The 18590-nt window shown below is 48.7% G+C and carries 14 protein-coding genes, 1 other RNA gene and 1 pseudogene; 14 read left to right on the forward strand and 2 right to left on the reverse strand.

Annotated features, from left to right (window positions below):
• Position 1: 1 nt before the first annotated feature.
• Together AC1RJL_RS01645 and AC1RJL_RS01650 are read right to left on the reverse strand one after the other, a co-directional pair.
• A pseudogene (locus AC1RJL_RS01645) lies at positions 2-151 on the reverse strand (integrase core domain-containing protein); the annotation flags it as partial.
• A gap of 83 nt (positions 152-234) precedes the next feature.
• The gene (locus tag AC1RJL_RS01650) at positions 235-2592 is read right to left on the reverse strand and encodes a TonB-dependent receptor (protein ID WP_492911006.1); all 2358 of its coding nucleotides are present in this window, start codon (positions 2590-2592) and stop codon (positions 235-237) included.
• 243 nt (positions 2593-2835) lie between these two features.
• Here AC1RJL_RS01650 and rnpB point away from each other — a divergent pair.
• The 14 genes from rnpB (at position 2836) to AC1RJL_RS01720 (ending at position 18550) form a co-directional block, all read left to right on the forward strand.
• Positions 2836-3218, forward strand: an RNA gene (gene rnpB / locus AC1RJL_RS01655) — RNase P RNA component class A.
• A 340-nt stretch (positions 3219-3558) separates the two neighbouring features.
• A complete protein-coding gene (gene mraZ, locus AC1RJL_RS01660; protein ID WP_492911007.1) occupies positions 3559-4005 on the forward strand; it encodes a division/cell wall cluster transcriptional repressor MraZ in 447 nt (148 codons plus the stop codon).
• An 8-nt stretch (positions 4006-4013) separates the two neighbouring features.
• Entirely contained in the window at positions 4014-4943 is a 930-nt protein-coding gene (gene rsmH / locus AC1RJL_RS01665) for a 16S rRNA (cytosine(1402)-N(4))-methyltransferase RsmH (protein WP_492911008.1), read from the forward strand.
• A gap of 82 nt (positions 4944-5025) precedes the next feature.
• Complete coding sequence (gene ftsL, locus AC1RJL_RS01670) at positions 5026-5382, forward strand: cell division protein FtsL (RefSeq protein ID WP_492911009.1); 357 nt, start codon at positions 5026-5028, stop codon at positions 5380-5382.
• Complete coding sequence (locus tag AC1RJL_RS01675; protein WP_492911010.1) at positions 5379-7217, forward strand: peptidoglycan D,D-transpeptidase FtsI family protein; 1839 nt, start codon at positions 5379-5381, stop codon at positions 7215-7217. Before ftsL ends, AC1RJL_RS01675 begins: the two co-directional genes overlap by 4 nt.
• Complete coding sequence (locus tag AC1RJL_RS01680; protein WP_492911011.1) at positions 7217-8794, forward strand: UDP-N-acetylmuramoyl-L-alanyl-D-glutamate--2,6-diaminopimelate ligase; 1578 nt, start codon at positions 7217-7219, stop codon at positions 8792-8794. The genes AC1RJL_RS01675 and AC1RJL_RS01680 overlap by 1 nt, the downstream gene beginning before the upstream one ends.
• The gene (locus AC1RJL_RS01685) at positions 8791-10197 is read left to right on the forward strand and encodes a UDP-N-acetylmuramoyl-tripeptide--D-alanyl-D-alanine ligase (RefSeq protein ID WP_492911012.1); all 1407 of its coding nucleotides are present in this window, start codon (positions 8791-8793) and stop codon (positions 10195-10197) included. Before AC1RJL_RS01680 ends, AC1RJL_RS01685 begins: the two co-directional genes overlap by 4 nt.
• Complete coding sequence (mraY, locus tag AC1RJL_RS01690; RefSeq protein WP_492911014.1) at positions 10197-11279, forward strand: phospho-N-acetylmuramoyl-pentapeptide-transferase; 1083 nt, start codon at positions 10197-10199, stop codon at positions 11277-11279. The genes AC1RJL_RS01685 and mraY overlap by 1 nt, the downstream gene beginning before the upstream one ends.
• A gap of 60 nt (positions 11280-11339) precedes the next feature.
• The gene (gene murD / locus AC1RJL_RS01695) at positions 11340-12680 is read left to right on the forward strand and encodes a UDP-N-acetylmuramoyl-L-alanine--D-glutamate ligase (protein WP_492911756.1); all 1341 of its coding nucleotides are present in this window, start codon (positions 11340-11342) and stop codon (positions 12678-12680) included.
• Positions 12677-13876 (forward strand): putative lipid II flippase FtsW, encoded by a 1200-nt coding sequence (gene ftsW, locus AC1RJL_RS01700; protein ID WP_492911015.1) that lies wholly within the window; start codon positions 12677-12679, stop codon positions 13874-13876. The genes murD and ftsW overlap by 4 nt, the downstream gene beginning before the upstream one ends.
• Positions 13873-14979, forward strand: a complete 1107-nt coding sequence (murG, locus tag AC1RJL_RS01705) for an undecaprenyldiphospho-muramoylpentapeptide beta-N-acetylglucosaminyltransferase (RefSeq protein ID WP_492911016.1) — start codon at positions 13873-13875, stop codon at positions 14977-14979. The genes ftsW and murG overlap by 4 nt, the downstream gene beginning before the upstream one ends.
• A 67-nt stretch (positions 14980-15046) precedes the next feature.
• The gene (gene murC, locus AC1RJL_RS01710; protein WP_492911757.1) at positions 15047-16435 is read left to right on the forward strand and encodes a UDP-N-acetylmuramate--L-alanine ligase; all 1389 of its coding nucleotides are present in this window, start codon (positions 15047-15049) and stop codon (positions 16433-16435) included.
• A gap of 14 nt (positions 16436-16449) precedes the next feature.
• Entirely contained in the window at positions 16450-17421 is a 972-nt protein-coding gene (locus tag AC1RJL_RS01715) for a D-alanine--D-alanine ligase (protein ID WP_492911758.1), read from the forward strand.
• A gap of 19 nt (positions 17422-17440) precedes the next feature.
• On the forward strand, positions 17441-18550 hold the full coding sequence (locus AC1RJL_RS01720) for a cell division protein FtsQ/DivIB (protein WP_492911017.1): 1110 nt from the start codon (positions 17441-17443) through the stop codon (positions 18548-18550).
• Positions 18551-18590: the final 40 nt, after the last annotated feature.

Below are 18590 nucleotides of genomic sequence, written 5' to 3' on the forward strand. Positions count from 1 at the left end.
GCTTTTCATGCGCCTCTGCCGGTGTTCTCATACCGAGGCTAAGGCGCGGCCTTAAACGATTGTAGATATCTACTGATTGCTCAACGAGCCCCTTCAAATCCTCGAAGCTCTTGCATTTATACAGTAAAAATTCCTGCTTCAAAATGCCATTGGCGTAAACCTGTTTCAGGACGGGATAATGTCTGAAAATAAAGGCGCTTGTCTGAGCGCCTTTTTATTGGGTGGTACGAAGATTTAGAAACGAATCGTGCCCTGAACCGCAACGCTTCGTGGTCGTTCGTAAAACGCGTAATAACCGCTACCACTTGAAACGGTTGTAGCTACTGGTAAACCGTTGGCATAGGTGACAACAGATTCATCGGTCAGATTTCTACCGATCAAGGCGAGTTCCCACCTGTCATCCGAACCGCTCAGGGCGATACGTGCGTTGATCTTGGTGTAGGACGGTTGCTCAAATTTAGGATCGAGTGATGGGGTGGTCAGATAGCTTGCACTGTAGATCGCATCAAGGGTGTTCACTAACTTAAGCCCATTGCTGAAATTCAAGGTGTAGTCGATACCGACGTTACCCTGATATTCCGGCGTAAATTCGCGACGTTTACCGGTTGCATCGCACACGGTTGGATTATCCGGATTGCGCTCTGAATCGGGTTGGCCAAAATAGCATTGCGAATTGGGGAAGTCGGTGTATTCAAAATCAAGATAGGCCGCACCACCGCGAACCAGAATATTATCGGTAACCGCCCACCGGCCATCGATTTCCAGGCCTTGAATAACGGCTTCACCAGCATTAGTCACGTTAAAGCTGAGGCTGCCGTCAAACTGACTAGTCTGCATATCTTCAAACTCGGAGCGGAAGGCGGCGATGTTCAATTCTGCTGCGCCATTGCCGAACACAAATTTACCGCCAAGCTCGTAATTTTTTACCCGCTCTTCTCCAAATTCCCAGGTACCTTCGATCGCCGGATATATACCATCGAGATCATTAGGGGCTGCGTTTGCGCGCACATCGAAGCCACCAGATTTAAATCCGGTGGTGTAGCTGGCGTAGAGCATGTCTGTTTCGTTCAGATCGTATTGAAATGTCACAAGCGGTGTAAAGCCTGATTCATCACGATCCCCTTTTACGTTGTGCGGATCGATTTTGAATTGGCTCCAAATCAGGTTGTAAGGGTCGGCTGTCGTACCTTGTGGAAGCTCAATACCGGTGTTACTGACATGATACTGACGGCGGCTTGCATCTTTGGTTTCCTGGGTGTAACGCGCTCCGACAATAACGCGTGCTGAATCGGCAAAGTTCCAGGTTGCTTGCGCAAATATTGCAGCCAGATCCGTATCTTGTTCAAAGTCGCGTTGTGTTGATGCACCGCGTAGCAAGTTTGCGGCAGCTGCGCCAAGGCGCGAGGAAAACGCGGTAGCGATAAAGCTATCTGTTGGTACGCGTACTGAATCATGGAATGTCAGCGAACTGCTTTGGAAGAAAAGGCCGCCGATATAGCTGATCGGTTTGTCTTCATCTGACGTGATACGAAATTCCTGGCTGACCTGACTGTAATCTTCGTTGGAAAGAATGTTAAAACCGGACGCACCGGTGAAATCACAATCACACAATTCTTCATAGGTGTAGGCGTTGTAGCCGGTGATCGACGTGAATGTGTGCTCGTTAAATTCGCGTTCAACACTCAGTGTTATGTTTTGCGTATCGTTGTAACTGTAGTCACCATTGGATTGGCGCTTCCAATCATGGGTTGTATCTAATTGATACGCGCCTTGGGTGAAAAATGACAATGCATTTGCGTAAGAGCCGCCGATTGGTTTCACGACTTCGATATTGCGACCGTTACTATCAAATGTACCATCTTCTGCCTTCAGGATAATGTCCCACAAATCGCTGGGCTGCCATTGAAAGGTCGCACGTATAACACGGTTTTTATCACCTGATTCATCGCGGTTAAGTGTAGTGTTTTCCATGTAGCCGTCATTGCTGCTTTCCAATATCGCAAGGCGGCCGCCGAAGGTGTCGGTGATTGGCCCGGAAAGCACCAGGCGCACATCTTGCTCACCAAAATCGGGTTCATAAAGTGCGCTCAGTTTTGCTTCCAATTTATCGCCAGGTTTGGCGGTAGTGATGCTGATTGCACCGGCAGTGGAGTTTTTGCCGAACAAAATACTTTGCGGGCCACGCAATACTTCAACGCGTTCGATATCGAGGAAAGGTGCACGCGACAATTGGGCGCGGCCGTAGTGGATGCCATCAATAAATTGCGCGGCGGATTGCTCAAAGCCCTGGTTCACACCGGAGCTAATCCCGCGGATTGCAATGTTGGTACCAATGCCGGTCTGGGTCATATTGAAGCTGGGGATGTAATCCGCCATGGTTTCAATATTGGTGATACCCGAGCTTTCAATTTTTTCACCCGACAATGCATTTACCGAGAGTGGGACATCGCGCAGGTTTTGCGAGCGTTTTTGCGCTGTCACCAGAATTTCATCGAGAACCGGGCCTTCATTGACTGCTTCCTGGGCAATTGCCGGTATTGCCAGATGCAGTGCGATAGCCATGGCCAGAAGGTTGTGTTTGTGAACTTTCACGAGGGCATCTCCTGAACTTTTATTGTGTATATTGGGAGTGTAAATAAACAGTCTGAGCGAAATTAGTGCAATAAATGATTGTTAATTAATAGCTTAAAGTGGCAAAAATACCAGTTAATGCCGACATTTGCTCCAAAACGGAAATAAGGGTGCCACTTTTGGTGACGAAGTTGACAAAAAAGTCCGCGCTTGTATAAAAGTTGAGCTTGCGTTGGGACGGGTTGGCGGTTAATGTGCCGCCTCGGAGTCGGCCCGACAGTCGCTCCGGTGTTAACTGGACAATTCTCATGAGTGTTATTCGGTGCATCGGGGAGGAAAGTCCGGGCTCCATAGGGCAGAGTGCCAGGTAACGCCTGGGGGGCGCGAGCCTACGGAAAGTGCAACAGAGAGCAGACCGCCTAAGCATTCGCAAGAATGCCGGTAAGGGTGAAAGGGTGCGGTAAGAGCGCACCGCGCAACTGGCAACAGGTTGCGGCATGGTAAACCCCACTCGGAGCAAGACCAAATAGGAATCCATTGGTGCGGCCCGCATCGGATTCGGGTAGGTTGCTTGAGGCTAACGGTGACGTTAGTCCCAGATGAATGACTGTCCACGACAGAACCCGGCTTACAGGCTGACTCCGATTTTTCTGCAGTTTATGATTTGTTATGCGTGTTTTGGTCTGTATAGACCTAATCCTTCTATAAATTCTCGATTCTCACTGCAAAATAATTTCAAACTTAATGTTTTACATTAGGTTTGGCCTTTATTCCTTTGTTTTTATTGTTTAAGTTGGTTTTTGTGGTTTTGCTGCTGTGTATTTTCCCTTCCTGTTTGCCGATGTTTCGCAGTTTTTCCCGTGATTTTATACGCCTTTTGGCAATTGCTTGCTTGACTTTGCATCGCCCCGATTTATAGTGAGCGTCGTGGGGAAATGTGGGTATTTGTGGTTTTTTGTGGAAAGTAAACCCGGCAAGTGGTGAAAAGTGTCCGATCTAACAGGTAGTCATTCCATCAGCATGGACCCAAAGGGTCGCATGGCGATACCAGCGCGCATCCGCGATTCGCTGGCTGCCAATGGTGCTGCGCGTCTATGGGTGACTGCTCATATGTATGAACGCTGCTTGCTGGTCTATTCCGAAGCAGAGTGGCAGCCGGTTCTTGCCAAAGTCCAAGCACTTCCCGCCGGTAACGAGCAGGTTCGCCGAATTCAACGCCGCTTTATTGGTCAGGCGGTGAATCTTGAAATGGATGCGAACGGCCGTGTTCTCGTACCCCCCACCCTGCGCGAATTCGCGCACCTTGATAAAAAACTCATATTGGTTGGTCTGGGCAATAAATTAGAGCTGTGGAATGAAGACAACTGGAATGCCCTGATGGATCTACCGGTTGATGGCGAGATGTCCGCCGATCTGCAAAACCTCTCTTTCTAGGTGCTGGCGTGTCTGAATCGCAACATATAACCGTGCTCTTAAACGAGGCGGTAGCAGCACTAGTTACAGATGCCTCTGGCTTCTATGTGGATGGCACCTTCGGGCGCGGCGGTCATAGCGCTTTGGTTATGCAACAGTTGTCGGCAGCTGGCCGTTTACTTGGGATCGATAAAGATCTGGCGGCAATCGCTACAGCCAATGCCCACTTTGCCAACGACTCGCGCTTTGCTATCGCACATGGCTCTTTTGCAGAGCTGGCACAGTTGGTTGAGGAGCGCGATATGACCGGTAAGGTTGCTGGAGTATTGCTGGATCTGGGGGTTTCGTCGCCGCAGTTGGATGAGGCCGAGCGCGGCTTCAGTTTTATGCAGGATGGTCCGCTCGATATGCGTATGGACCAGACGCGCGGCCAAAGTGCAGCGGATTGGGTCAATACCGCAGGCGAAGACGACATCATCCGGGTGTTTAGAGAGTACGGCGAGGAACGTTTCGCCAAGCGTATGGCACGCGCCATCATCGCTGAGCGCCAGAAAACGCCATTTACGCGCACCAAACATTTGGCTGAAGTGATTAAAGAGGCGAATCCGGCGTGGGAAAAGGGCAAGCATCCAGCGACCCGCGCGTTTCAAGCGATTCGTATCCAGGTCAACAACGAACTGACCGACCTTGATTCGGTGTTGGAGCAAGCGTTGACCGTACTTGCTCCCGGTGGGCGACTGGTAGTGATTAGCTTCCACTCGCTGGAAGATCGCGCGGTAAAGCGTTTTATTCGCCGGCAAGAGTTGGGTGATCCCGTCCCTAAAGGTTTGCCGATCCGCGATGACCAATTAAACAAACGCATGCGCTCGCTCGGCAAGGCGATCAAGGCGAGTGATGAAGAGGTAAATGCCAATGTGCGCTCGCGCAGCGCTGTTATGCGTGTGGCGGAAAAATTGTAAATCCCGGTTTTGCGTCACCAGCTGTACCTGAATCGACCCGTTACCAGATCAATTCGATAAATTAATAAGCTCCAGGGATTCCATGAACAGAAGTCACCCATCACAACAAAAGCCGATCTCGCCAGCCGTGATGCTGGTTGTGGCGGTGTTGTGGGTGGCGACCATTGCGTCGGCAATGGGGGTGGTGGCGACAACCCAAATCGTACGTCGCGATGTAAACAGCCTTGAAACCCTGCGCCGTGAGGCATCCCAACTGCAAGTGCAGTGGGGGCAATACCTGCTTGAGCAAAGTACCTGGGCTGCCTATGGTCGCGTAGAAAATGCGGCCGTCTCCGAACTTAATATGATGGCGCCCACACCGGAAGAGATAGTGATGATCTCCGGTAACCATATCATTGAAGGTCAGGCTTCTTTCGAGCCAGCGGCAGGTGGCCAATGAGCCGTCAATCCGCCTTTGAGCCGCGTACCGCGCGTCCTCCTGTCCAACCTCCGCGCAAGCCATTGAAAGTAGCTCGCTGGCGTTTTTATGGTGTCGGTATGTTGCTGGCGTTCTTGGTGATAGTGCTGATCGGCCATGTTGCCAGCCTGCAGGTGCTTCCCAATGCCGATAAGGGTTACGAGTTCCTGCAAGATCAAGGCGAATCGCGCACCTTGCGCACTGAAGTTATTCCCGCCTATCGCGGTGTAATTACCGATCGCAACGGCGATCCATTAGCGGTCAGCACGCCGGTATCAACACTCTGGGCGAATCCTAAAGTGTTGTTGCAAGCGCCGCATCGCTGGGGAGAATTGGCGCAGGCGCTGAAGATTAACAAAGCGGAATTGGAAGCGCGCCTGGCTCGATATGGAACAAAAGAATTTATGTATTTGCAGCGTCAATTGTCTCCCGAAGCCGCGCAAGCGGTTTTGGTGTTAGATATTCCTGGTGTTTATGAACAGATTGAATATCACCGCTATTATCCGGCGGCGGAAGTTGCCGCGCATTTGGTGGGCATGACAGATGTGGATGATCGCGGTCAGGAAGGCATGGAGCTGGCTTATGATGCATGGCTTACCGGTGAGAATGGTGCAAAAGAAGTTTTGAAGGATTTGCGCGGTCGCACTGTGAAAGAGTTGCGCCTGGTAAAAGCGGCGCGCCCCGGTCAAAACCTTACCCTTAGTATCGACCTGCGTTTGCAATACCTTGCACATCGCGAATTAAAAAAAGCAGTGGAGGATGCTGGCGCTGTTGCCGGTTCGATAGTGATTCTGGATGTGCTCACCGGCGAAGTGCTGGCGATTTCCAATTTGCCCACCTACAACCCGAATGATCGCAGCCGCGCACGCGGTGCCGGTTTGCGCAACCGTGCGATTACCGATCTATACGAGCCAGGCTCCACCGTAAAACCTTGGGTGATTCTCGCGGCGTTAGAAAGCGGCAAATTTAAACCGGAAGATATTATTGATACCAACCCCGGTTACATCATGGTGGGTAATAAAAGGATTCCGGATCACCGCAATTACGGCGCGATGGATTTGGCGATGGCAATTGCCAAATCCAGTAATGTCGCCATGACCAAAATCAGTTTTGCGTTGGACACTAATACCGTGCGTGATATGTACGAGCGTTTGGGGGTTGGTCAACCAATCGGCACCGGCTTTCCTGGTGAGTCTGCGGGGCGCTTGCCAGTGTTCAAGCCAGCGCAAAAAATTGAACGCGCGAACGTCTCTTACGGTTATGCATTGAATAGCACCGTGCTGCAAACTGTGCAGGCTTATGGTGTCATCGCTACTGGCGGTATCAAGCGTCCTATCTCATTGTTGCGTGTCGACGGATCGCCAGAGGGGCAGCGTGTTGTTGCAGAAAAATACGCGGACCAGGTGAAAGAAATGTTGAAACGTGTGGTTTCTGCAGAGGGAACGGGTAGTAAAGCGCGCGCGATTTCCTATTCAGTTGCCGGTAAAACCGGTACCGCGTTTAAAGCGGTAAACGGTCGATATACCAGTTTGCAAATGAGTTCTTTTATTGGCATGGCGCCAACCGATAATCCGCGCATTGTTGCCATGGTAGTAATTGATGAACCCAAAGGCGGTGGCATTATGGGCAACGGCGGTATTGTTGCTGCGCCGGCATTTTCAAAAGTGGCGGAAGATGCGTTACGTATGCTGCAAGTTCCGCCGGACAACATCCGTAGTAAAGACGATAAAGCCCTGATTGCTGAACCTGCGATTAAGGCCGTACCTAAAAATCCGGCACCCAAAAATACCGCAGCAAACGAGAGGTCAGAAACCTGATGACTTCTCACTACCAAACTCACAATGTTGCCCTCGCTGATCTGCTTCCGGATTTGGATTTAGATAAAGCGGCAAACATCGTCGTGCGCAATTTGTGCCTTGATACCCGTCATTTAAAAACCGGCGATGCATTTATCGCGCTGGCCGGTATAAAAGTGGATGGGCGCAATTTTATTGCCAAGGCGATTGAATTGGGTGCTGCTGCAATTTTGGTTGAGGCAGATAAAAATTGGCAGGGTCTGGATTGGCTAGGCGCAGTACCTGTCATTGCTGTTGAAGATTTACCGTCGCGTGTCAGTGAAATTGCCGGGCATTTTTTTGGTGAGCCAAGTAAAAAAATCCAACTCATCGGTATCACCGGTACCAATGGCAAAACGACCTGCAGTTTATTGACTGCGCAATTGCTGGCGCAGTTACAACAAAAATCGGCGGTAGTCGGTACTATCGGTTATGGTCTGCTGGATTCATCTTCCCTTGCTCCGCTCGCACAGCAAATCAATTTATTAACCTCAACCGGTTTAACAACGCCTGATCCAATTACCTTGCAGCGTATTTTGCGTGAGATGGTTGATGGTGGTGCTGCCTCTGCTGCAATTGAAGTGTCGTCGCACAGCTTGCAGCAAAAGCGTGTGGCGGGATTGCAATTTTCCAGCGCGATTTTTACTAACCTCACGCAAGATCACTTGGATTATCACGGCGATTTGCACAGTTACGGCAATGCCAAAGCGCAACTGTTACAGATGCCTGGATTGCGCACTGCCATTATTAATCTCGACGATGATTGGGCGAGTGGTCTCGCGCAAAAAGCACCGGCTAATGTAAAAATCATCAGCTACTCCACTGAAAAAACCGCAGATGTGCATGCAACCAATATTGAGTTGCATGCACAAGGTGCGCGCGCGCATTTGTTCACCCCTTGGGGTGAGGCCGATATAGATTCACCGCTACTGGGACAATTTAATCTTGGCAATTTGCTGGCGGTAATTGCAGCGGTAGGTGAACAAGGATTTACCCTGCAACAAATGCTGCCATTTATCAGCCAGCTTGAGCCTGCCCCCGGGCGCATGCAATTGGTCACTGTTGATCAGGTGGCACAGGAAATCCAGGTGATCGTGGATTATGCCCACACGCCTGATGCTTTGAGAAATACCCTGAATGCAATCCACCAACATAAAGCGGGCCGTGTATGGACAGTATTTGGTTGCGGCGGTGATCGCGATAAAACCAAGCGTCCACAAATGGGAAAAATTGCCGAGCGTTTGAGCGATTACATTATCGTCACCAATGACAATCCGCGCTCGGAGGATCCTGCCAGCATCGCCGCCGAAATTGTGCGCGGTATGAATCATCCAAGCGGTTGTCTGGTAATTGCAGACCGCGCGCAGGCAATTGATTTTGCCGTGCAGCAAGCCAAAGCGGGCGACATAGTGTTGATCGCTGGCAAAGGTCACGAGGACTACCAAATTTTTGCCAACCAAACATTACCGTTTAGCGATAGCAAGCATGCGCGGTTATCGCTGCAACGCCGCATCGCAAAACACGATACTGACAACCAATCATCAGAGGCTCCCTCATGATCAAGCCTCTTACATTAAAGTGGGTTGAAGAATTTATTGCCACGAATAAACCCTTGCGTGCAGTTACTGCACAGCTTAAGCAAAGTGATGCCCAGCAGGGTGACGTGGAATTTACGCGCGTGAATACCGATTCACGCACCCTCGTAGAAGGCGAATTATTTGTTGCCTTGCGCGGCGAGCGGTTTGATGCGCACGATTTTATCCAGGATGTTGTTGCCAAAAAACCTTGCGCGCTAGTGGTAGAACGTTTTTTTCCTGATATTAAATTGCCGCAATTGATCGTGAGCGATTCACTGTTAGCGCTCGGCCAAATTGCAGCCCTTAACCGCAGTTTGTTTTTGCGCCCGATTATTGCCATCACCGGCAGCAGTGGTAAAACGACAGTAAAAACATTACTCGCTGGAATTCTTGCCGAGTGCGGTTCTGTCCATGCAACCAAAGGCAATTTCAATAATCACATCGGTGTTCCCCTCACTTTATTGCAATTGGAGGCGCATCACGAATTTGCCGTAATCGAAATGGGCGCCAGTGGCCCAGGTGAAATTGAATATCTCTGCTCGCTCGCCAAGCCACAAATTGCGATGGTTAACAATGTCATGGCTGCGCATATTCAAGGTTTCGGTTCATTGCAAGGTGTAGCGCGCGCTAAAGGTGAAATTTATGCATCGTTACCTACAACGGGAACTGCGGTTGTCAATATCGATGATCGTTTTGCACCGGATTGGTTGGCCAATTTGAGTAAGCGTCGTGTTATCCGTGTTTCATTTCAAAATAACGATGCTGATTGTTTTGCGCAAGCTATTGAGCCAAGCGCTAACAGCATCGAATTCACTATTAGTTTGCAGGGTGCTGCCACACAAATTAGTGTCAATGCCCAAGGTGAACACAATGTGCGTAATGCATTGATGGCAGCAGCTTGCGCATCTGCGGTGGGTGCAAACTTGCAACAAATCAAACAAGGGCTGGCCGGATTTTCTCCGGTCGCCGGACGCATGAGTCGCCATATCGGCATCAATAATGCGCAGATCATTGATGATAGCTACAACGCCAATCCCGGTTCAGTGCGCGCAGCGATTGATGTGCTTGCACAAAAGAAGCAAGGAATTTTGGTGTTGGGTGATTTAGGGGAGCTGGGTCCAGAAGCTCCACAACTGCATACGGAATTGGGTGAATATGCCCGCGCAAAAAAAATCGCACATTTATTTACCGTTGGAAAACTCAGTGAAAATGCTTCTCGCGCATTTGGTGTCGGCGCGTTGCATTTTACCGATCAAGCCAGTCTGGTTGCCCATTTGAAAAATATTGCCAATAAGGATGCCACTCTATTAATAAAAGGCTCGCGTAGTGCCGCTATGGATTTAGTCGTGCGCCAGCTCTGTGATTCGGTGGGAGATTTACACTAATGCTGTACTGGCTATCAGAATACTTACAAGAATATCTGCGCAGCTTTGCAGTGTTTCAATATATAACCGTGCGTGCAATTTTTGGTGTGCTTACTGCGCTGGGTATTTCTTTATTACTCGGTCCCTGGTTTATTCGTCGATTGACTGAATTGCGCATCGGCCAAGCGGTGCGCAACGATGGCCCGCAAAGCCATTTAAGTAAATCCGGCACACCGACTATGGGTGGTGCGTTAATTTTATCAGCAATATTCGCGAGCACTTTATTGTGGGCTGATTTATCCAATCGTTATGTGTGGGTAGTGTTAATTGTCACTGCCATTTTTGGTGCGGTAGGCTGGGTTGATGATTATCGTAAAGTGGCGAAAAAAGATTCTCGCGGTTTGCCTGCGCGCTGGAAGTATTTTTGGCAATCCATCGCCGGCTTTGGTGCGGCGATTTTTTTGTATTACACCGCGCAGAGCCCTGCTGAAACACAATTATTTATTCCTTTCTTTAAAAGTGTCGCGCTCGATTTAGGTTTGTTCTACATCGTCTTCACCTACTTTGTAATTGTGGGAACCAGTAACGCGGTGAACCTGACTGATGGTTTGGATGGCCTTGCCATCATGCCGAGTGTGATGGTTGCCGGTGCATTAGCGTTAATTGCATATCTCTCCGGGCATTCGCAATTTTCCCAATATTTAAATATTGCTTATATTCCCGGCGCTGGTGAGTTGGCCATTTTTTGTTGCGCGCTGGTCGGTGCCGGTTTGGGCTTCCTGTGGTTCAACACTTATCCCGCGCAAGTATTTATGGGTGATGTCGGCGCTTTGGCGCTCGGTGCAGCCTTGGGTTTGATTGCGGTCATTATTCGCCATGAAATCGTCCTGTTTATTATGGGCGGCATTTTTGTGCTGGAAACTGTATCGGTAATTTTGCAGGTCGCTTCGTTCAAGTTAACCGGCCGCCGTATTTTTCGCATGGCGCCCATCCATCATCACTTTGAATTAAAAGGATGGCCGGAGCCGCGCGTGATTGTGCGCTTTTGGATTATCACGTTGGTATTGGTATTGATTGGCCTGGCTACCTTAAAGCTTCGCTAATAAAAATTGTCCATCTGTATTGTTAAAAATTTATTGTAGAGAGAAAACACTGTGTCCCAAATGATAGCCACCAGTAAAGTCAAGGCGATTATCGGCACCGGAATTACCGGTTTGTCGGTCGCACGATTTTTGGCGGCACAAGGACACGCTTTTATCCTGTTGGATACCCGCAGTAATCCTCCCAACCTTGAAAAAATTCAGCACGAATTCTCCGGCGTCACTATTGTTTGCGGTGAGTTGGATGCGAACACACTGCTTGCATGCGATGAAATTATTGTCAGTCCGGGTATTGCTATCGCGACACCCGCTATTAAGCAGGCCAGTGCTGCTGGAATTCCGGTTGTCGGCGATATCGAATTATTGGTGCGTTATGCCAAAGCACCGATTGTGGCAATTACCGGTTCTAACGCAAAAAGCACCGTCACCACATTGGTTGGTGAAATGGCCAAGACTGCTGGAATTAAGGTTGCTGTTGGCGGCAATCTTGGAACACCAGCGCTGGAGTTATTAAATGATTCTGTCGAACTCTACGTTATGGAGCTTTCCAGCTTTCAGTTAGAGACTGTCACCAAGCTAAATGCAAAAGTGGCGACCATTTTAAATATCAGTGCCGACCATTTAGATCGCTACGAAAATATGCGCGCTTATATTCTCGCCAAGTTACGGGTTTATTTTGGTGCGGAGCATATTGTTGTTAATCGCAAGGATATTCTCACTCACCCACCTTTGGCTGCCGGTGTTAAACCTGTTTATTTTGGAGGCAATGCGGACTTCGGCAGCTTTGGTTTGATTGAGCATGACAACGGTGAATATCTCGCAAAAAATCTCACGCCATTAATGGCGACAAAAGAATTGAAAATTCGTGGGCGCCACAATGTGGATAATGCACTTGCTGCACTGGCATTAGGTGATGCAGCAGGTATCCCTATGGATGCTATGTTGACCACTTTGAAACGTTTTGCTGGCTTGCGACATCGCTGTGAATTTGTGGCCGAGAAAAACGGCGTGGAATTTTATAATGATTCCAAAGGTACCAATATAGGCGCGACGCTTGCTGCCATCCAGGGTTTGGCTCGTGATCCACAGAAATTAATTGTCATTTTAGGTGGTGAAGGGAAAGGTCAGGACTTCACCGAATTAACGCCTGCATTGGGCGCAATCAATAGCACAGTTGTATTAATTGGTCGCGATGCACTGGTTATTACCTCTGCGCTTGGCGATGTAACCACCATTATTCATGCTGACAGTATGCAGGATGCCGTGAATAAATCGTTTGCTGTTGCCAGCCATGGGGATGCAGTGTTGCTATCTCCTGCTTGCGCCAGCTTCGATATGTTTAAAAATTACGAAGACCGCGGCGAAAAATTCTGTTCGGCTGTGCAGGAGTTGATCGCATCATGATTAACTCAGCCACCCCCGTACATCAATTACCACTAAGCCTGCGTGTAGATTGGACACTCTTGTGTCTGTGGCTGGCATTGATGTCGGTTGGTTTGGTTATGGTGGCTTCAGCATCGGTTTCTTTTGCTGCATTGACTTATGACGACGCCTGGTTTTTTGCCAAGCGTCACGCGGTTTACATGCTGCTCGGTATTGTCCTGGCAATGTTTGTGGTTTGTGTACCTATGAGCGTGTGGCAGAAATATTCCGGACATTTATTGTTAATTACTTTTTTCCTGCTGGTAATTGTCTTGATCCCGGGAATCGGTAAAAAAGTAAACGGTAGTCAGCGCTGGTTTAGTTTGGGTGTTATCTCGATTCAGGTTTCAGAGATTGCGAAGTTTTGTGCGGTGGTATTTTTTGCCAGTTTCTTTGCGCGTCGTTATCAGGAGTTGCATTTTGGTTGGCAGGGTTTCCTTAAGCCATTGATGGTTGTGGGTGTATTCGTCGGCTTGTTATTGCTGGAGCCGGACTTTGGTAGTTCGGTTGTGCTTAGCGCCACTGTGTTTGCAATGATGTTTATTGCTGGTGTGCGCATGTTGCACTTCTTGTTATTGATTATTATCGGTATCGGTGGATTGGCATCGGTAGCTATTCTCTCCCCTTATCGTATGCAGCGATTGATTACCTTCCTTGATCCCTGGGCCGATCAATTCAATACCGGTTATCAGTTGACCCAATCATTAATTGGTTTCGGGCGTGGTGAATGGTTTGGGTTAGGATTGGGCAACAGTCTGCAAAAACTCTTCTTTTTGCCGGAAGCCCATACGGATTTTATTTTTGCAATCATTGCCGAAGAGTTCGGCTTGATTGGTGCAATTGTATTGTTAGGTTTATTCGCGGCTTTGATTCTGCGTATTTTTAATGTTGCCAAACAAAATCTCGCAGCAGGAAAAATGTTTGCCGCGTTGGCGACCTTTGGTATCGCCATTTTGTTTTCATTCCAGGTCTTTATCAATATGGGCGTATCTTCCGGATTGCTGCCCACCAAAGGTTTGACCTTGCCTTTCATTAGCTACGGCGGTAGTAGTTTGTTGATGTGCTGCGTACTTATGGCATTTGTAATGCGAGTGCAATGGGAGCTGGCGGGCTTCACGCCTGCGATACCAGAGATCGCCAAGCCACAACGCAGAAGTTTAGTGGAGGCGACAGCATGAGTGCTTCCGCTACCAAAACATTATCTGTATTAATTATGGCCGGTGGTACGGGTGGGCATGTGTTTCCTGCGCTTGCTGTTGCCGATGAGTTACGCGCGCGCGGTGCAACTATTAATTGGTTAGGTACTGCGCGTGGTATTGAAAATCGCCTGGTGCCGTCAGCAAATATTCAATTACATCTTATTAAAGTTGAAGGTGTTCGTGGTCGGGGCATTTTGGGATTAGTAAAAGCGCCCTTTTTAATTGTTTACGCATTGCTACAAGCCTTGAGCATTATTCGTCAGGTTAAACCGGATGTGGTTTTAGGCTTTGGCGGTTTCGCCTCTGGTCCCGGCGGATTAGCTGCAAAATTATCAGGTAAGCCGTTAGTGATTCATGAGCAAAATGCAGTGGCCGGTACGACGAATCGTTTATTGGCAAAGATTGGCACTAAGGTGTTGACTGCATTTCCCCGCGCTTTTGGTGATGTCAGTGATGAACTTGTTGTTGGCAATCCGGTGCGCGAGCAAATTAAAAACCTTAATGCAGTGCCGGTTCGTTATGGAACGCGCGCGCAACAAAAATTGCCGTTGCAGCTTTTGATTATCGGCGGCAGTTTGGGCGCAAAGGCAATCAATGAGTTGGTTCCGCAAGCCTTGGCAGAATTGCCTGTCGATTCACGCCCTGCAATTTGGCATCAAACCGGAAAAGGTCACGCTGAGGCAACTACTGCTTTATATGTGCAGCATCAAGTGAATGCCAAAGTGACGGAATTTATTGATGATATGGCCGCAGCTTATGCCTGGGCTGATGTCGTGATTTGCCGCGCAGGTGCATTGACTGTTTCAGAATTGATGATGGCAGGTGTAGCGTCGGTATTAATTCCGCTTCCGAGTGCGATTGATGATCACCAGACATTTAATGCAAAAAATTTAACCGACGTTGGCGCAGGTATCGCGCTGGTACAAAAAGATTTAACGGCAGCAAAATTAGCTGCTTTGTTGTTAACCAAATTAGCTGACCGTGAGAATTTAATGTCGATGGCGGAAAAAGCACAGCAGTTGGCCAAGCCTTATGCTGCTGCACAAGTGGCTGATATTTGTGAGGAGGTAGCCCGTGGATAATTCTACGCAACAATTCATAGGTGATAGGGTCATAAGTGATAGTGCCATAGGTCATTGTGTTCCGGAGATGCGCCGTATTCGTCGTATCCATTTTATTGGAATTGGCGGTGCTGGTATGAGTGGTATCGCTGAAGTATTGCTGAATCAGGGTTACGAAATTTCCGGTTCGGATATCAAAGAATCCAGTGTGACTGAGCGGTTAGTATCAAAAGGCGCAACTGTTTTTATTGGACACTCTGCCGAAAATGTGCGCGCTGCCGATGTGGTAGTGAACTCCAGTGCGGTGCATGCAAGCAATCCGGAAATAATCGGTGCACGCAAATTGCGTATTCCCATTGTTCGCCGCGCTGAAATGCTGGGCGAATTGATGCGCTACCGCCACGGCATTGCGGTTGCGGGTACCCACGGAAAAACCACGACTACCAGTCTACTCGCTTCTATTCTTGCGGCAGCAAAACAAGATCCAACCTTTATTATTGGCGGCTTGGTAAACAGTACCGGCACTAACGCACAATTAGGTGCAAGTCGCTATTTAGTCGCTGAAGCTGATGAAAGCGATGCATCGTTTTTACATTTACAACCGATGGTTGCAATTGTGACCAATATCGATGCTGACCATATGGAAACTTACGGTGGCGACTTTTCCAAACTGAAAAAGACGTTTATCGAATTTTTGCACAACTTGCCGTTCTATGGATTGGCTGTGCTCTGCGGTGAGGATCCGGTGATTCGCGACATCATTCCGGAGGTGGCGCGCCCGATTTTGACTTATGGATTTTCTGAGCATTGCGATTTCAGGGCGATCAATATCAAACAAGACAAAATGCATTCCGAGTTTGATGTAATTCGTCCGGGTCACGATAAACCATTGCATATCTGCATCAATATTCCCGGTATTCACAATGTGTTGAATGCAACTGCGGTAATTGCTGTTGCAACGGATGAAGGCATCAGTGATGACGCGATCCAATCCGGTCTGGAAAATTTCCAGGGTGTTGGCCGTCGCTTCCAGGTATACGGTAATTTTCCGGTTGGCGAAGGCGAAGCTATGTTGGTTGATGATTACGGTCATCACCCGCGCGAAGTGGCTGCTGTTATTAAAGCGATACGCGATGGTTGGCCGGATCGTCGTTTGGTCATGATTTATCAGCCACACAGATTCACCCGTACGCGTGATCTGTATGAAGATTTTGTTGAAGTACTCTCAACCGCCGATGCATTAATCATGTTGGAAGTTTACAGCGCAGGTGAAGATTCCATTCCCGGTGCAGACAGTCGTCATCTCTGCCGGAGTATTCGTGCGCGCGGTGTGATTGAACCTATTTTTGTTGAAACCGTCGATGGTGTTCCGGCAATCGTGAAAGACATAGTGCGTGCGGGTGACATAGTGATTACCCAGGGCGCCGGTAATGTGGGTGTGCTCTCCCCCGAATTAGCAAAACGACAATTGCGTTAGAGGTTAATAAAGTGATGCAAGCAGTAACACTGCCGATCAGTGAAACATTGAAAAAACAATTGGGCCGCGTGGGCGTGCTCTACGGCGGTCTATCGGCTGAGCGTGAAATTTCCCTGCAAAGTGGCGCCGCTGTTATTGAGGCATTGATAGAAGCAGGTGTCGATCATGTCGCCATTGATGTAGGCGACAACATCATTGCGGATATACAAGCAGCAAATATTGATCGTGCATTTCTTATTTTGCACGGCCCCGGCGGCGAAGATGGACGCATGCAGGCATTGCTTGAATTTTTGAATATCCCTTACACCGGAAGCGATGTCGCATCATCTGCATTGGCAATGGATAAATTGCGCACCAAACAATTATGGCGCGGTGTGGATATTAATGGCCAACAAGGTTTGCCCACTCCGGAGTTTGCCGTGCTTGGTCAAGGATCTGATTTCGCCAAGGTTTTGGAATCGCTCGGTGGCGAAGCAATGGTAAAACCGGCGAATGAAGGTTCAAGTATCGGCATGTCGCGCGTGAATAACGCTGCTGCGTTGGAGGCTGCATTTCAAACTGCGGCGCAATATCAAGGCAGTATTTTGGTAGAGCGGTTGATTGTGGGCGGTGAATATACCATCGCGATTGTTGATGGTGAGGCATTACCTCCAATCAAGTTGGAAACAAACCACAGTTTTTACGATTTCAATGCGAAATACCTTGCTGACGATACTCGCTACATTTGTCCTTGTGGCTTATCACCCGAAAAAGAACAGGAATTAAAAACGCTTGCCCTTAACGCATTCAATGCCGTTGGCTGTCGCGGTTGGGGACGTGTGGATGTAATGGCGGATACACAGCAAAATTTTTATCTGTTGGAGGTAAATACGGCTCCGGGGATGACCAGCCATAGCCTGGTGCCTATGGCTGCAGAAGCAGTAGGGCTTTCGTTTGCTGAATTAGTGCTTACGATTTTACATGCAAGCCTCGCGGTAAAAGTGTAAATCATGATGTGTACTCAACATGCGTGATACGAAGGGCGAGCGCATCGAGCCGAGGATTGGCACTGAGCGTGCAAATGTCGAGGCTGCAAAAGCAGCGCGACGCGCGCGCGCTGTTGAGGCGGAGCGCGATAGTCGCAAAGAGACTGCAGCTGAAACTCGTGTCATTCGCGATGTGTTATTGGAAAACCCATCATCGCGTTATGTTGCACCGGGTTTGCCTGTTGCCCGGCAAGATGTAGCTGCAAAACGCGAGCGAGGCTATGCAAAAGTATCACCTCAAGGACGCAAGAATGGTGGCGAGCGAAAACAATCTGTGCAAACGGGAAAGTTTTTTTGGCAATCATGGAATTTTTCCTGGATTAATCGCAAGTTGGGCACATGCATTTTTGTGATTGGGTTGGTGTATGGTATTTATTGGGTAAGCGGTCCGGTTGCCAAGGTATTCGAGCGACCAATTAAAAGCGTTGTGGTGGAAGGTGAGTTCAATTTAATTACCAAACAGCGCGCTACCGAACTGATCGGCAATGAAATTGATGGTGATTTTTTACAGTTGGATCTGATGCGACTTAAAAATGCGTTGCTCGGTGATCCCTGGGTAGAAAAAGTAACGTTAAATCGTCGTTGGCCTGATACGTTAGTGGTCAAGATTACCGAGCAAAAACCGATTGCCCGATGGGGCGATGGTTTTTTAAATCAACGCGGAGAAATTGTTCGTGTTGAAGAGGCGGGCAAACTTTCCGGCTTGCCCTGGCTGCAAGGAAGTGAAGCCGATGCGCCGGAAATTTTGCAGCAATATCAGGATTTATCCCAGATTTTGCGCTCGCGTGGGTTGGAAGTTATCGCGTTAAAGTGCGATAACAAAAAATCATGGCGATTAACGATAAAAAATCACGTAGAAATTGCACTTGGACGTGATCAAGTGATGGAAAAAATACGTAGATTTGTTACTGTATACGATACGCACCTAAGCAATGTTTGGATGGATGTAAGAGCGATTGATGTGAGGTATACCAACGGAGTGGCAGTGCGTTGGGTAACTGACTCGGAAATGGCAAAAAAATACATTAAAAGCCAAGCGCAAACGAGTGTTCCGGTTCCTGCTACACGAACAGCTCCACAGTTAAATTGATTTGGAATTTCGCCAGTTACTGCATGATTGGCTCACAACT

This window comes from Cellvibrio sp. GW822-FHT04B05 (assembly GCF_058800985.1).